Source organism: Pseudomonas sp. 05N434 (assembly GCF_056396965.1).
Map to the genome: position 1 here is coordinate 1 of NZ_JBFTMK010000004.1, position 14,830 is coordinate 14,830.

Annotated in this window: 12 protein-coding genes; 4 read left to right on the top strand and 8 right to left on the bottom strand. The window is 61.5% G+C overall.

The window, feature by feature from the left end:
• Window positions 1-94 precede the first annotated feature (94 nt).
• Entirely contained in the window at window positions 95-1,051 is a 957-nt protein-coding gene (locus tag AC1DLB_RS00445; RefSeq protein ID WP_018927899.1) for a p-hydroxyphenylacetate 3-hydroxylase reductase component, read from the bottom strand.
• A 68-nt stretch (window positions 1,052-1,119) separates the two neighbouring features.
• Entirely contained in the window at window positions 1,120-2,289 is a 1,170-nt protein-coding gene (locus AC1DLB_RS00450) for a p-hydroxyphenylacetate 3-hydroxylase oxygenase component (RefSeq protein WP_477744375.1), read from the bottom strand.
• A gap of 274 nt (window positions 2,290-2,563) precedes the next feature.
• On the opposite strand from AC1DLB_RS00450, the gene AC1DLB_RS00455 reads away from it, so the two are divergent.
• The 3 genes from AC1DLB_RS00455 to AC1DLB_RS00465 all read left to right on the top strand — a co-directional run bounded on the left by AC1DLB_RS00455 (window position 2,564) and on the right by AC1DLB_RS00465 (window position 6,173).
• A complete protein-coding gene (locus tag AC1DLB_RS00455; RefSeq protein WP_477784469.1) occupies window positions 2,564-4,051 on the top strand; it encodes an aldehyde dehydrogenase family protein in 1,488 nt (495 codons plus the stop codon).
• Between the two features lie 128 nt (window positions 4,052-4,179).
• Entirely contained in the window at window positions 4,180-5,226 is a 1,047-nt protein-coding gene (locus tag AC1DLB_RS00460) for a Rieske 2Fe-2S domain-containing protein (protein ID WP_430953939.1), read from the top strand.
• Complete coding sequence (locus AC1DLB_RS00465) at window positions 5,223-6,173, top strand: PDR/VanB family oxidoreductase (RefSeq protein WP_477744373.1); 951 nt, start codon at window positions 5,223-5,225, stop codon at window positions 6,171-6,173. The genes AC1DLB_RS00460 and AC1DLB_RS00465 overlap by 4 nt, the downstream gene beginning before the upstream one ends.
• Before the next feature lie 10 nt (window positions 6,174-6,183).
• Here the strand turns inward: AC1DLB_RS00465 and AC1DLB_RS00470 are convergent, their stop codons facing one another.
• From AC1DLB_RS00470 to AC1DLB_RS00490, 5 genes are all read right to left on the bottom strand, one after another.
• A complete protein-coding gene (locus AC1DLB_RS00470; protein WP_019578625.1) occupies window positions 6,184-6,897 on the bottom strand; it encodes a GntR family transcriptional regulator in 714 nt (237 codons plus the stop codon).
• 77 nt (window positions 6,898-6,974) lie between these two features.
• Entirely contained in the window at window positions 6,975-8,216 is a 1,242-nt protein-coding gene (locus AC1DLB_RS00475; protein ID WP_064617348.1) for a thiolase family protein, read from the bottom strand.
• Window positions 8,213-10,096 carry a feruloyl-CoA synthase gene (locus tag AC1DLB_RS00480; RefSeq protein WP_477744372.1) on the bottom strand — a complete coding sequence of 628 codons (1,884 nt, stop codon included), beginning with the start codon at window positions 10,094-10,096 and terminating at the stop codon, window positions 8,213-8,215. The genes AC1DLB_RS00475 and AC1DLB_RS00480 overlap by 4 nt, the downstream gene beginning before the upstream one ends.
• A gap of 143 nt (window positions 10,097-10,239) precedes the next feature.
• On the bottom strand, window positions 10,240-11,688 hold the full coding sequence (locus tag AC1DLB_RS00485; protein ID WP_477744371.1) for an aldehyde dehydrogenase: 1,449 nt from the start codon (window positions 11,686-11,688) through the stop codon (window positions 10,240-10,242).
• A 127-nt stretch (window positions 11,689-11,815) separates the two neighbouring features.
• A complete protein-coding gene (locus tag AC1DLB_RS00490; RefSeq protein WP_007895816.1) occupies window positions 11,816-12,646 on the bottom strand; it encodes a p-hydroxycinnamoyl CoA hydratase/lyase in 831 nt (276 codons plus the stop codon).
• Between the two features lie 212 nt (window positions 12,647-12,858).
• Between AC1DLB_RS00490 and AC1DLB_RS00495 the strand changes: the two genes are divergently transcribed.
• Window positions 12,859-13,347 (top strand): MarR family winged helix-turn-helix transcriptional regulator, encoded by a 489-nt coding sequence (locus AC1DLB_RS00495; RefSeq protein ID WP_018927890.1) that lies wholly within the window; start codon window positions 12,859-12,861, stop codon window positions 13,345-13,347.
• A gap of 6 nt (window positions 13,348-13,353) precedes the next feature.
• On the opposite strand, the gene AC1DLB_RS00500 is transcribed toward AC1DLB_RS00495, so the two are convergent.
• Entirely contained in the window at window positions 13,354-14,664 is a 1,311-nt protein-coding gene (locus AC1DLB_RS00500) for an OprD family porin (protein ID WP_019649001.1), read from the bottom strand.
• Window positions 14,665-14,830: the final 166 nt, after the last annotated feature.

The following is a 14,830-nucleotide window of genomic DNA, read 5'->3' on the forward strand; positions in this document are numbered from 1 at the left end:
CAATGTTGCAGCGCAGTTCAACGGCCCGAGCGTGACGCAAAAAAAATCCGATGCCATTACCGGCATCGGATTTTTCTACCCCAAGATCAAACGGTCAGCAGTTGCTGATCAGTCGTTTCAACACGGTTTTGAACGTTTCTATCTGCGTCTCGCTGAATTCGGCAAAGACTTTCTCTTGTTGCGCCTGAGCGATCGCCCAAAGGTCTTCGGTCTGCTCGATACCGGCAGCCGTCAGACGTACACCGTTGTCATCGTCGTTCACCAACCCCTTGCGTTTGAGGTTGGCGACGGCCTCATCGATTTCCCGAACAGGCATCGCCACCTCACGCAACAGATCGTTGGGGTTCAGCCTTGCGTCACTTTCCAGCACCATCAGCATGCGCGCCTCGCTGGTGCGCAGGCCGGTGGACAGTTGCCGTGGCTGGTAGCTGGACTGGTAGGCCCGCACCGCCTGGGTCATCAGGTAATACAGATTATGGCTGAGGCGCCCCTGAAAATGGCTGCTCGGTGGCTGGCTTTCATCGCGTTTAGTCATGCGGGTATGAGGCAAGACCATGGAATAGGCGCCCTGGTGATAGAGCAAGGGCGAGCGACCGAAATCATCGAACGCCACCACCTTGCCGATCATGATCCAGTGATCGCCGCCATCCACCTGCTGGTACTTCTCGCAGTGAAAACGCGCCGAGCAATCGGCGAACACCGGTGCCCCGCCCTCGCCCGGTTCGAACTCGATCTCGGCGAAACGATCTTCCTTGGGCCGGGCGAAATTATTGGAAAGGTCRATCTGGTCCGCCGCCAACACGTTGACCGCGAAATGGCTGGCCTGCTCGAACACCTCGTGGCTGTTGGAACGCTTGTCGATGCTCCACAGCACCAGCGGCGGATCGAGGGATACCGAGTTGAAGCTGTTGGCGGTCACCCCGACTTTGCGCCCGGATGCGCTGGCGGCAGTCACCACCGTCACGCCGGTGGCGAAATTGCCCAGCGCCCGGCGAAAGGCCCGTGGGTCGAAGGTCGTTTCAGTAGCTGCACAAACGCTGTTATCAGACATGCAAGACTCCCGGACTGCTTTCAGGAGCAGTCCTGATTGTTGTTATGGGGACGCGGTGACGATCTGGCTCAGATCATGCTCGGGTCGGGCTCCAGTCCCATCAGCTCGCGGCCGAGGATCTGCGCGCAGACGTCGTAGTCGGTGTAGGCATGGGCCCCGGTCATGTGCGAGTCGCGGAACAGGCGTTGCATCTCGTTATGCTCGAACCAGGCATTGCCGCCGGCGGCCTCGAACAACCGGTCCACTGCCTGAATGCACATCTTTGTGGCGTAGGCCTGGTTGGTGCGCCAGAACGCCAGGGTTTCGCGGCTTGGGTATTCATGTCGTTCGCTGTGCTCGGCATGCTCCTGCCAGGTCTTTTCGAGAAAGGCCCGGGCCGCTGCTACCTGATGGGTCGACTCGGCCAGGCGCATCAACGCCGGGGTCGCGGCACCGACCGCCGCACCGGTGTAGGCACGCACGCGGGTTTTGGTTTTTTCACGGAACACCTCCAGCATGCGCTCGGCGACACCCAGGCTCACCGTGGAGAAACCGCTGGCAAAGTAAGGACGGTATGGCGAGTAGAAGATCTTGCTGTCCGGGTACAGACCGAAACCCGCGGACTTGCCCTCCATCATGTCCTTGGCTTTCTGGATGCGATGTTCCGGTACCAGCACATTGTCGACGATCAAAGTCTTGGTGCCACTGCCTTTCATGCCAGCGGCGAACCAGTCGTCACGGATCTGATAGTCGCTGCGCGGCAGCACCGCGAAACAGTAATCCTGGGTCCCCTCGGCATTCTTGCGACGGAAACCGACAATCGCCCACTCGGCATGGTCGCAGCCGCTGCTCCAGCCCATTTCACCGCTGAACAGCACACCGCCTTCGGTCTCTTCGGTACGGCCGAAAGGCGCGATGCTGCTGCTGGCGGTGGCATCCGGGTTGGTGCCCCAGACTTCCTGCTGCAATTTGGCCGGGAACATCGCCAGTTGATGGCCGTGAGTACACAGCAGACTCATGGCCCATGCCGTGCTGGCACAAGCGCCGGCGAGCAAGGCAATGCAGTCGGCAAATTGCGGCAGCGATATTTCCATCCCGCCGAACTGCTTCGGCTGAAAGGCACGGTGCATGCCGATGCTTTTGAGCAGCGCAATGTTCTCGTCGGGGACCTTGCGGTCCTGCTCGGCCTCAAAGGCATTGGCAGCGATGGTTGGCAGAATGGACTTGAGGTCTTCGAGGAGCGGGTTTGGCTTTTTCATGGACGGCCCTGCTTATTATTGGATGTCCGGCCGGCGCCCCGAGTCGAGGCACGGCAGCGGATACAGGGCCAGTATGGAACCCGCCATCGCGGTAGAAAATGCACCTTCCAGAGCCAAGGTTGTACTTTTCAAAGGCAACGATCCAATCATTCTGCCCACACTTGAAGCCGTTCTGGCACCCACGGGCATGTAGCACGGCAGGCACAGTCAAGCCACGCATGCCCCCACGGATTAACCTCGGGTTTTTCTCTTGTTCGCGATCAGGAAAACCCCCATGAGCGATATTGCGCTGCTGCCTCAAGTTGAAGCCTTCCTCCGTCGAAGCCATGCATTGTTTATCGACGGCGGCTACGACCAGAGCCGTTCCAGCCAGACACTGGAAGTGATCAACCCTGCCACTGGCAAGGTCATTGCCCAGGTCGCCAATGCCGATCCAGCCGATATCGACGCGGCGGTGGAATCGGCCAAACGTGGCTTCAAACAATGGTCCCAGGCCACACCGGCGACGCGGGGCAATGTGCTGCTGAAACTGGCGGACTTGCTGGAGCGCAACCGCGAAGAACTGGCACAGATCGAAACCTGCCAATCGGGCAAGATCATCCAGATTTCCAGGGCTTTCGAAGTCGATCAGGCCGCTCACTTTCTGCGTTACTACGCTGGCTGGGCGACCAAGATCAGCGGCCAGACCATCACCCCGTCATTGCCYTCCTTCGCCGGCGAACGCTATACCGCCTACACCTTGCGCCAACCCGTCGGGGTGGTGGTCGGCATCGTGCCGTGGAACTTCTCCACCATGATCGCTATCTGGAAACTCGCCTCGGCGCTGGTGACCGGTTGCAGCATCATCATCAAACCCAGTGAGTTCACCCCGCTGACCATCCTGCGGATCGCCGAACTGGCCATTGAAGCCGGTCTCCCGGCCGGCGCACTGAACGTACTGACAGGGGGCGGGCTGGTTGGCAAAGGGCTGATCGAACACCCGGGCACCGACAAGGTGTCGTTCACCGGCTCGGTGCCGACCGGCATTGCCGTCGGTCAGAGCGCCATGGGTGCCGGCCTGACCCGCGCCACCCTGGAACTGGGCGGCAAAAACTCGGCGGGGTTCCTGCGCGACGTCGATCTGGATAAAGCGGTCAACGGCATCATCGAAGCCGGCTTCCTGCATTCCGGGCAAATCTGTGCCGCTGCCGAACGGTTCTTCGCCCATCGCTCACAGATCGAGCCAATCATGGACAAACTGGCCCAACGTTTGAGCACGCTGAACATCGGCTCGCCCCTGGACGAGCGCACCGAATTCGGCCCGGTGACCAACCGCCAGCATCAACTCAAGCTCGGCGCGTTTTTCGACAAGGCCCGTGCTGAAAACAACACCATCATCTGCGGTGGCAACCTGATCGACCGCCCCGGCTGTTATGTCGAACCGACGGTGATCCTCGCCAACACCGTCAACGACTCCATGCTCAACGAAGAAACCTTCGGCCCGGTCGCCACCTTCTACCCCTACGACACCGAAGACGAGCTGCTCGAACTGATGAACAACACACCGTACGGCCTGAGCGCGAGCCTGTGGACCAACGATTTGTCCAAAGCCATGCGCATGATCCCGAGCATAGAAGCCGGCACCGTCTGGGTGAACATGCACACCCTCCTCGACCCGGCAGTACCGTTCGGCGGCATCAAGTCTTCAGGCATCGGCCGTGAATTCGGCGGCGCGTTTATCGACGACYACACGGAGCTGAAATCCGTGATGATCCGCTATTGATTCGGAGGATTCCAAAGTCACCAGTGGATCCACTAAATCGTTAATAAACAGAATCAGTTTGACAAAACCTCAATAAATCACCATTAATGGATCCACTAAATAAAAACAAACAACCTTGGAGAATCTCCATGTACCCCAAGAACACCTGGTACGTCGCCTGCACGCCCGATGAAATCGCTGGCAAGCCATTGGGCCGTCAGATCTGCGGTGAAAAGATGGTTTTTTACCGCGGCCACGAGGGTAAGGTGGCGGCTGTCGAGGACTTCTGCCCTCATCGCGGCGCGCCGCTGTCCTTGGGCTATGTGGAAAACGGCAATCTGGTGTGCGGCTATCACGGCCTGGTGATGGGGTGCGACGGCAAGACTGTGGAAATGCCCGGGCAGCGGGTTCGCGGCTTCCCGTGCAACAAGACCTTTGCCGTGGTCGAGCGCTACGGCTTTATTTGGGTCTGGCCCGGCGATCAGGCGTTGGCCGACCCGGCGCTGATCCATCACCTGGAATGGGCGGTCAGTGACGAGTGGGCCTATGGCGGCGGCCTGTTCCACATCCAGTGCGACTACCGCCTGATGATCGACAACCTGATGGACCTGACTCATGAAACCTACGTTCATGCGTCCAGCATCGGCCAAAAGGAAATCGACGAAGCGCCGCCGGTCACAACGGTCGAAGGCGATGAGGTGGTCACCGCCCGCCACATGGACAACATCATGGCCCCGCCCTTCTGGCGCATGGCCCTGCGCGGCAACAACCTGGCCGACGATGTGCCGGTGGACCGCTGGCAGATCTGCCGCTTCACCCCGCCCAGCCATGTGCTGATCGAAGTCGGCGTGGCCCATGCCGGCCATGGTGGTTATCAGGCTCCCCAGCAGTTCAAGGCGTCGAGCATCGTCGTCGACTTCATCACGCCGGAAACCGAGACCTCGATCTGGTACTTCTGGGGCATGGCGCGCAACTTCAATCCGCAGGATGAAGCCTTGACCGCGAGCATTCGCGAGGGACAGGGCAAGATTTTCAGCGAGGACCTGGAGATGCTCGAACGCCAGCAACAGAACCTGCTCAGCCATCCCGCGCGCAATTTGCTCAAGCTCAACATCGACGCTGGCGGCGTGCAGTCGCGTCGCGTTCTGGAGCGCCTGATCGCCAGGGAGCAAGCCCCGCTGGAGTCAATGGCATGATCGAAGTGCTGGTGGTATCGCGCAACAACGAAGCCCAGGACATCTGCAGCTATGAGCTGGCCAGTGTCGATGACCGACCGCTGCCGGCCTTCAGCGCCGGTGCGCATATCGATGTGCACCTGCCCGGCGGCTTGATCCGGCAATACTCCCTGTGCAATCACCCCGAAGAACGCCATCGCTACCTGATCGGCGTGCTCAAGGACCCCACCTCCCGCGGTGGTTCACTGGCCATGCACGAGCAGATCCACCCCGGCACGCGCCTGCCGATCAGTGAACCGCGCAACCTGTTCCCGTTGGTCCATGAGGCCAGGCGCAGCCTGCTGTTCGCTGGCGGTATCGGGATCACGCCGATCCTGTGCATGGCCGAACGCCTGGCACACAGTGGCGCGGATTTCGAGCTGCATTACTGTGCCCGATCACGGGACCGTGCAGCCTTTGTCGAACGCCTGCAGCACTCGCCTTTTGCCGACCGGGTGTTCCTGCATTTCGATCAGGAACCCGACACCGTGCTGGACGCGGCGAAGGTTCTGGCCACGCCGCAGAGCGACGTTCACTTATATGTGTGTGGCCCCGGCGGCTTCATGCAGCACGTGTTGGACACGGCCAGGAAGCAGGGCTGGCAGGAGCAATGCCTGCACCGCGAGTACTTCGCCGCCGCGCCCGTCGACACTGGCGCCGATGGCAGTTTCTCGATCAAGCTCGCCAGCAGCGGTCAGGTCTTTGAGGTGCCGGCCGACAAGAGTGTGGTGCAAATACTGCAAGACCACGGCATCGAAATCGCCATTTCCTGTGAACAAGGTATTTGTGGTACTTGCCTGACTCGGGTTCTGGAGGGGGTGCCGGAGCATCGCGACCTGTTCCTCACCGAGGATGAACAGGCCTGCAACGACCAGTTCACCCCTTGCTGCTCGCGCTCGAAAACGCCGCTGCTGGTGCTGGATATCTGATAAACCGCGCTTATTCCGAGCGGAGAATGACCTTCATCCGCTCCTCGGCCGTCGCTGAGCCGAAGACCTCGGCGTAGCGCAACGTGGCGTTGGCGTGTTCGCGCATGATCGCTTCGGCACGCGCACCCTGGCGGTTAACCAAGGCATCGAACACCGAATGGTGTTGCATGTGGGCATAGTTGAAACGTCGGTACTCCCGGACCATGTCGTTGCGGTCCACGGCCAGGGCAGTCACCGAAGCGAAGGGCAAATGATCGTTGCGCGCCAGGGCGTCGGCGATCGCCGGGTTATGGCTGCCTTCGACGATCACCTCATGAAAACGCATGTTGAGGTCGTGATAGACCTCCAGGTCTTCTATGGTCACGTACCCTTTATCGAACAGCTGATCACCCTGCATCAGGCACTGTTCGAGGGTCGCCCGGGCTTCGTCTGAGAGCCCGCGCTCGGCGGTCTGACGCGCCGCCAGGCCTTCGAGTACGCCCCGTACTTCGACCGCACCGGCAATGTCATCGGGGCTGACCGAACGCACCTGAAACCCGCGCCCGCCAAAACGCACCAGCAAGCCTTCCTGCTCCAGCGTGCGGAACGCCATGCGCACCGGCATCCGCGAAACACCGAACAGCTGCGCCGTGGGGATTTCCATCAACCGCTCGCCCGCCGCCAGTTCGCCCGAGGCGATCATCTTGCGCAATGCGACCAACACCGTTTGACCGGGCTTACTCATCCAGGCAACTTCCAGAAAGGTGGGCCTGCATAGTAACGCAAGAGAGAGACGCCAGGTTTGGGCAGAGGTCGCGGTGTTCAGCCTTGATAGGCAGGATTCTCGATCAGCAGCGCCATACCCTGCCCTCCGCCAACACACGCGGCGGCAATGCCATAACGCAGATTGCCCTCGCGCAGTTGCCTGGCCAGGGTCAGCACCAGACGCAATCCGCTGGCGGCCAAGGGATGCCCCAGGGCGATGGAGCCGCCCCGCCGGTTGAGGCGGTCGCCGTCCAGTTCAAGCACCTGCGCCACGGCCAGCACCTGTGCCGCCTGGGCCTCGTTGATTTCCAGCAAGCCGATGTCGTCAATAGCCAGGCCGCTGCGTTGCAGCAGCAACTGGATCGCCGGCGCCGGGCCGATGCCCATGAACTCCGGTGCCACGCCCACCACGGCACTGGCCAGCAAATGGGCCAACACCGGACGCCGAGCCGCAGAGGCTCGCCCCACCAGCGCGGCCGCCGCACCATCGACCACCGCGCAACTGTTGCCGGCCGTTTGCACACCGCCGGCATGCACCGACTGCAACCGGCCCAAAGCGCTCAGGTCGGTAGGTCGCGGGTGGCTATCGTGCGTTACGCGGTCCACGCCCCGTGGCAACTGAATATTGCGTGGCTGATAGCCGGCCAACTCAAAACGCTCATTACCAATCGCTACCAGTTCCGGTTCGAACCAGCCGTCGGCTTGCGCCTGCAAAGCCAGTTGATGACTGCACAGAGCGTAGCGATCCACTTCGTCGCGGCTCAGGCCATGCCGCCGGGCCAGGTTGTCGGCGGTGGTGATCATGTCTACGCCCGGGGCCGGGTCGTAGAGGGCTTCCCAGAGAAAGTCCTTGAACGCCACCTCGGCACCGAGCCGGAAACCGCTGCGGTGGGTGTAAGCGGCAATCGGGTTGCGCGACATCGATTCGGCCGCCACACACAGGGCCAACTGCACGCCGTCATCCAGCTGCCTGGCGGCCTGCCGCAAGAGTTCGAAACCGGTGGCGCAGATGCGCTGCACCCCCAGCGCCGGAGTCTCTTGCGGCACGCCACTGTAGAGGCCGATATGTCGAGGCAGCAGGTAAGCATCGAAACTGGCCTGAGCCACGGAGCCGGCGAGCACGCTGTCCACCGAGGACGGATCGAGAGCGGCGCGGGCCAATACCTCGCGCCCAACCTTGATCCCCAGATCGATCGGCGAGACCTGAGCCAAGTCCCCGCCAAGGTCGACCCAAGGCGTGCGCAGGGCTTCGAAAATCGCCACATCGCTAAAGCTCGAATACTGCCCCGCACCGTTCACGGCAGAGGTCCGGCACGCAGGATGGAAGGATCTTCACCGCGATACAGCGCCTCGACCTTGTCGGCACGCCACTGCAACACCGCACGCTGATTGATCGAGCCCTTGTCGGTGATTTCACCACGGTCGATGGAAGCAGGTTCGTCGAGCAGCGCGATCCATTCCAGGCGGCTGGCATTACCGGTGGCGTCGCGGTTGAGCCGCTGCAGCCAATCGCCGAACCACTGACGCACCGGCGCGCTGGCCAGAACCTCGGCATCGCTGGCGTGGGCACTCAAACCCGCCAGACGTCGGCATTCATACAACCGGGGAAAGACCAGCGCCCCCAGGCACTCGCGGTCCGGTGCGGCCACCACCAGGTCCTGAACATAGGGCGAACCTTCGAGCACCGCGCGATTGCGCAGCGGACCGACGCTGACAAACACGCCGGAGCTGAGCTTGAAGTCCTCGGCGATGCGCCCGTCGAACATCAGCCCGAGTTGCGGATCACAGGGGTCAGCCAGCTTTAACGCATCGCCAGAACAGTAGAAACCCTGTTCGTCGAACACCTCGGCGGTCTGCTGCGGCGCGCGCCAGTAACCCGGCATGATGTGTGGCCCGCGAAAACGCCCTTCCAGCTTGCCGTCCACCGGCACCAACCGCACTTCGCAACCGGGTGCCGGCAGGCCGATGTAGCCGGCCATGGACAATGGCCCGGTGGTGAACGTGCAGGACGGCGACGCCTCGGTCATGCCAAGCCCGGCCATCATGCGAATGCGTTCGCCACAATGCTGTTCAGCGACCCGGTCCAGGCGATCCCAAACCCGTTGCGACAAACCGGCGGCAGCGAAAAAGAACAGCTTCATGCGCGAGAAGAAACGCTCGCGCAACTCGCCATCCTGCTCCAGAGCGTTGACCAGCTCTTCCCAGCCCTTGGGCACGGTCAGGTAGGCGGTGGGCGATATTTCCTTGAGGTTGCGCAGTGTTTCAGCAAAACCCTGAACGGTCGGCTTGCCGTCGTCCAGGTAAAAAGTGCCGCCGTTGTACAGCACGATGCCGACGTTGTGGCTGCCACCGAAGGTGTGATTCCACGGCAGCCAGTCCACCAGCACCGGAGGTTCTTCGCCGAACACCGGGAAGGTTTGCAACAGCATCTGCTGGTTGGCGCAGAGCATGCGCTGGGTGGTGACCACCGCCTTGGGCAGTTTGGTGGAGCCTGAGGTAAACAGGAATTTGGCGATGCTGTCTGGTCCGGTAGCCGTGAAGGCGCAATCGGCCTCGGCACCGCCGGCTTGTTCCAGCAGGCTGGCAAAACTCGCCTGACGGCGGCCCGGTACTTGACCATGCACGGTAATCAGCGGCGTTTCGGCCGGCAGCACCGCCTCAATCGCCCGCTGATAGGTCGCGGCGTCGCTGACGAACACCAGCCCCGGTTGCAGCAGATCGCAGACATGCCGCAGCTTGGCGAAATCCTGGGACAACAACGAATAGGCCGGTGAGATCGGGCTATAGGGAATGCCGGCATACATAGCGCCCAGGGCAATCTGCAAATGCTCGATGTCGTTGCCCGAGAGGATCGCCAGTGGTCGCTCGGCCGACAGGCCGTAACTCAGCAGGCTCTGGGCAATGGCGCGGACGCTGGTCAGCATCTCGGCGTAACTCACCCGGCGCCAGTCGCCGCCCTCCAGGCGAGCGGCAACAAAGGTCTGTTGCGGGCGCACCCGGGCCCAATGCACCAGGCGATCGAGCAAGCGTACGGGCAACTCGGCCAAGGGTTCCAGGGAGCGCATATGCAATATGCCCTGCTCTTCGCTGACTTCGACCGCAGGACAGCCAATGGATACCTGGCGATAGCGCGGTGCACTGGCTTCGGTCTGGGGTGGCGATCTGAATTCGGAACTCACGTGCTTGTTCTCCATCAAGGCACGCCACCGGTCCGCTGCGAAGCAGTCAACTGGGGCATGGCAGCCTTGTTATTGTTATTTCTGGCCTGCACGCGGGCGACGGGCGCTCTCAAGCGTACGTCGCCCGACGCTGCGACAGCTGCTCAGATCGGGTAGTGCCGCGGGCCGTTCTGCAAGGTCACCCAGCGCAATTGGGTGAAGTGCTCGATGGACGCCTTGCCGCCAAAACTGCCATAGCCGCTGGACTTGACCCCGCCGAAAGGCATCTGTGCCTCGTCGTGCACGGTCGGGCCGTTGATGTGGCAGATGCCCGACTCGACCCGCTGGGCCAAGGCCAGAGCACGGCCGGTGTCACGACTGAAGATCGCCGCCGACAAGCCGAACTCGGAATCATTGGCCAGACGCAGCAGCTCTTCATCGCCCTCACCGCGCAGCACCACCGCCACCGGGCCAAAGGATTCTTCGCGGTACAGGCGCATGGCATCGGTGACGCTATCGAGCATAGTCGGCTGCAGAATACTGCCCTCCAACCGGCCACCTGCGACCAGGGTTGCGCCCTTGTCGAGAGCATCGTCGATCATCAGTTTGATCCGTTCGCCGGCGTTGCTGTCCACCAGGGAACCCAGCACCGAACCTTCCGCATTGGGGTTGCCGGCGGGCAAGGTGGCGATCTTCGCCGCCAGTTTGGCGACAAAGGCATCGGCCACCCTGGCATCGACGATCAGGCGCTCGGTGGACATGCAGATCTGCCCCTGATTGAAAAAGGCACCGAAGGCCGCTGCCTCCACCGCCGCATCCAGGTCGGCATCTTCCAGCACCAGGAACGGCGCCTTGCCGCCCAGTTCCAGCAACGCCGGCTTGAGATGACGCGCCGACAGCTCACCAACGATGCGCCCGACATGGGTCGAGCCGGTGAAGTTGACCCGACGCACCGCCGGGTTGGCGATCAACCGTTCGACAATCGCCGCGGCATCCTGGGGCGCGTTGCTGATGACGTTGACCACGCCGTCACCGAGGCCGGCGTCCTGCAACACCTGGCCGATCAGCCTATGCACCGCCGGGCTCAGTTCCGACGCCTTGAGCACCACGGTGTTGCCGCAGGCCAGCGGCATGGCGATGGCGCGGGTGGCGAGGATGACTGGGGCGTTCCACGGCGCGATGCCGAGCACCACGCCACACGGTTGACGCAGGGCCATGGCGAAGCTGCCGGGCACATCCGAAGGAATGACTTCGCCGGTGATCTGGGTGGTCATGGATGCCGCTTCACGCAGCATGTTCGACGCCAGATGCACATTGAAGCCGTACCAGTTGGCCATGGCGCCGGTCTCGCCAGCGGCGGCGATGAATTCCGCGCTGCGGGCCTGCAACTGCTCGGCGGCGCGCAACAACCGGGTGCGTCGTTCATTGGGGGCCAGGGCCGCCCAGGTGGGGAATGCCGCTTTGGCCGCAGCCACGGCGGCGTCGGCATCTTCCAGGGTGGCGGCGGCAACCCGCGACACGATTTCGCCGGTCACCGGATTACGCCGTTCGAAGGTTCGACCGTCTCGGGCGGGGCACGACTGGCCGCCGATCAGCAGGGGCACGTCCAGCATGGTGATTCCTCTTTATTGTCTTTATCGGGAATACAGTCGAGGGGTTCACAGTAGCGCCTGGGCGCCGGGGCGAACAGCTGGCGGACGCTCGATCGCCCGGCCAGCTCACCTGATGCAACGCCAGGCTTCAGCGTTTGTAAGCCTGCAAACCGGGCTTGATGCTCTTGTCGTCGAGGAACTGCTTCATGCCCTGCTCGCGGCCACCTTCGGTGTCCAGCAGGCGCGACTGATCGAGCTTGGCGTACAGGTAATCTTCGTTCTGCTCCCAGGTCAGTTCGCGGCAACGCTTGAAGCCATGCTTGGCTGCGCGCAGCACCACCGGGTTTTTCTCCAGCAGGTTACGCGCCAGTTCGATCGTCACCTCACGCAGTTGCGCCAGCGGCACGCTCTCGTTGACCAGGCCCATCTCGGCGGCTTTCTGCCCGCCGAAGGTCTTGCCGGTCATGATGTAGTACAGCGACTGGCGATGGCCCACGGTGTCGGCCATGGCCTTGCTCACCAGGTTGCCCGGCGGAATGCCCCAGTTGATTTCCGACAGGCCGAAAGTCGCTTCATCGGCGCAGATCGCCAAATCGCAGGCCACCAGCGGGCTGAAACCGCCACCGAAGCACCAGCCGTTGACCATGGCGATGGTCGGCTTGGCGTACATGCGCAGCAGTTTCCATTGCCATTGAGAGGCTTCGCGGCGGATTTTTTCCTGAAGGATTTCCGGGCCGGCGTCCACTTCGCGGAAGTATTCCTTGAGGTCCATGCCTGCAGTCCAGGCTTCGCCCGCCCCCGTCAGCACCAGGACACCGGCGTCCGGATCCTGCTCCAGGGTTTCCAGAACGTCGATCATCTCGCGGTTCAGGGTCGGGCTCATGGCGTTGCGTTTTTCCGGACGGTTGAGGATGACCCAAGCGATGCCTTCCTCGATTTCCACTTTGACCGTTGTCCAGCGACCTTCGTAATTGCTCATGGCGATGCTCTCTTGTTCTTGGCTTGACGATGGGTAAAAACTAAACCGCAAATATAGTTATGTCAATTAACTATTAATAAAATTAACCGAGTTGTTTTCGTGCCTGAAACGGGCGCAGCGCCTAGAAATCTGAAAGAGGTCGTGGCTATCCCCGGCCAATCTCGGCAAACTAGATAGCCTTCTTAACCGCCAGCCCGAGGATTCACCCTGCAATGGCCAAGTCTTCCAAGATTGCCGCCGCCCCCGAGGCGCCTGCCGACAGCCCCGAAACCCAGGCGTCGCTGGACGCAGCCCTCGACGACCTGATCGGTTACGCCATGCGCCGGGCGCAACTGAAACTGTTCCAGAACCTGATTGGCCGGCTCTCGGCCCACGACTTGCGCCCGGCGCAGTTCTCGGCCCTGGCGATCATCGACCAGAACCCCGGGCTGATGCAGGCCGACCTGGCCAAGGCACTGGCCATCGAGCCACCGCAAGTGGTGCCGCTGCTGAACAAACTGGAAAGCCGGGCGCTGGCGGTGCGAGTGCGCTGCAAACCGGACAAACGCTCCTACGGGATTTTTCTCAGCAAGACCGGCGAAACCCTGCTCAAGGAGCTGAAACTGATCGCTGCCGAGAGCGACATGGATGCCACGTCCGCCCTCGACAGTCAGGAACGCGAAGAACTGCTCAGGTTGCTGAAGAAGGTCTATCAGGCCTGAAACGACTTACCAGATCGGCACGGTGTAGAGCACCAGAAAGCGGGTCTGGTTTTCATCGCGAAACGCCGCGCCAGTGGGGAAGTCATTGCGATAGATCGACTTGCGCGCCATCAGCCCGACGTTCTTCAGCGGCCCACTCTGGATCACATACCCCAGCTCCATCTGGAACTCCCGCTCCTTGCGGTCGTCGGCATTCAGCGCCGCCAGTTCGATATGGTCACCGCGCACATAACGCAGCCGGCTCTTCAGGCCGGGCACCCCGGCGGCGGCAAAGTCATAGTCGTAGATCGCCTGCCAGGTTCGCTCCTTGGCATTGAGAAAGTCTGAGCTCATGGTCAGCTCACTCATGCCCATCAACTCGGTGCCCGACACGTAAGGCGTCGCGGTGTCACCACTGGAGTGCATATAACCCAGGCTCAGGCGATGGCCGCCAAAGCGATAACCGAACAACGCCGAGAGGTTGCGGTTGTCCACCTTGCCGGCCTTGGCGCTGCCGTCCTCGTCGCTGAAAAAACTGCGCAAGTCAGTGGTCAACGTGCCCTCGCCTACCTGCAGCGTGTGCAGCAAGGCCAGGGTGTTCTGCTGATACAGATCCGCCACTTCGGCGTGATAGGCACGCAGGCTCAGATCCTTGTTCACCTGGTAATCGCCACCGACATAGGCCATGTGCGATGAGGTGGCCGCGCCGTTGAAACGCCGGTTCGGCGAGGCGATGCTCATCGGCTGGTAGTTGGTGGAATCGCGCTTGTTGATGCGATCGATGTAGCCAGTGTTGAAGGTCAGCCCGTCGATGTCCTTTGAACTGAGGGTGGTGCCACGAAACGTCTGTGGCAGCAGCCGTGACGGACTGGCGAAAGCGAACGGCAGGAAGATCGACACATCGCCGGTCTTCACCGTGGTCTGGGCAAAACGCATCTTGGCGGTCATGGCCAGGCGCGAATACTCGTCCGCCGCACGCTTGTCGCTGGCGGACACCGGCAACAACTCGGTGCCACTGCGGTCGGGCGACGAGTCCAGCTTGACGCCCATCAGGCCGCGAGCGTCCAGGCCAAAACCAACAGTCCCCGGGGTAAAGCCCGACTCCATATTCATGATGAAACCCTGGGCCCATTCCCGGGCCGCGGTCTTCGCCCCGTCATCCTTGTAGTCCCGATCCAGGTAGTAATTGCGCAGGGTCAAGGTGCCGTGACTGTCATCGATAAAGCCTTCGGCCAGCGCCGGAGTGGCAATCACACTCAAACCCAACAGGGCCAGATGACGTGCGCGAACAGGTAAGGTTGAGATCGCCACGAGGGCGTCCCGAGGGAGATTTGGCATGTTCGATGTCCACTTATTGTTGTTGTTTTTTTGAACGGGATCGTCGGGTTGCCCCAAGGATCTCCGGTCAGAGAATGGAAACGCCTGAGGGTGGCGTCAATCCACAATGACCGATAATCGAACATTAATATTATTATCTATTTTTTAAATACATCTTCAACCATAT

Excerpts from the sequence above, each read along its gene's own strand:
- AC1DLB_RS00450 (WP_477744375.1), bottom strand. The coding sequence starts at position 2,289 with ATGAAAAAGCCAAACCCGCTCCTCGAAGACCTCAAGTCCATTCTGCCA.
- AC1DLB_RS00460 (WP_430953939.1), top strand. The coding sequence starts at position 4,180 with ATGTACCCCAAGAACACCTGGTACGTCGCCTGCACGCCCGATGAAATC.
- AC1DLB_RS00465 (WP_477744373.1), top strand. The coding sequence starts at position 5,223 with ATGATCGAAGTGCTGGTGGTATCGCGCAACAACGAAGCCCAGGACATC.
- AC1DLB_RS00470 (WP_019578625.1), bottom strand. The coding sequence starts at position 6,897 with ATGAGTAAGCCCGGTCAAACGGTGTTGGTCGCATTGCGCAAGATGATC.
- AC1DLB_RS00485 (WP_477744371.1), bottom strand. The coding sequence starts at position 11,688 with ATGCTGGACGTGCCCCTGCTGATCGGCGGCCAGTCGTGCCCCGCCCGA.
- AC1DLB_RS00490 (WP_007895816.1), bottom strand. The coding sequence starts at position 12,646 with ATGAGCAATTACGAAGGTCGCTGGACAACGGTCAAAGTGGAAATCGAG.
- AC1DLB_RS00495 (WP_018927890.1), top strand. The coding sequence starts at position 12,859 with ATGGCCAAGTCTTCCAAGATTGCCGCCGCCCCCGAGGCGCCTGCCGAC.
- AC1DLB_RS00500 (WP_019649001.1), bottom strand. The coding sequence starts at position 14,664 with ATGCCAAATCTCCCTCGGGACGCCCTCGTGGCGATCTCAACCTTACCT.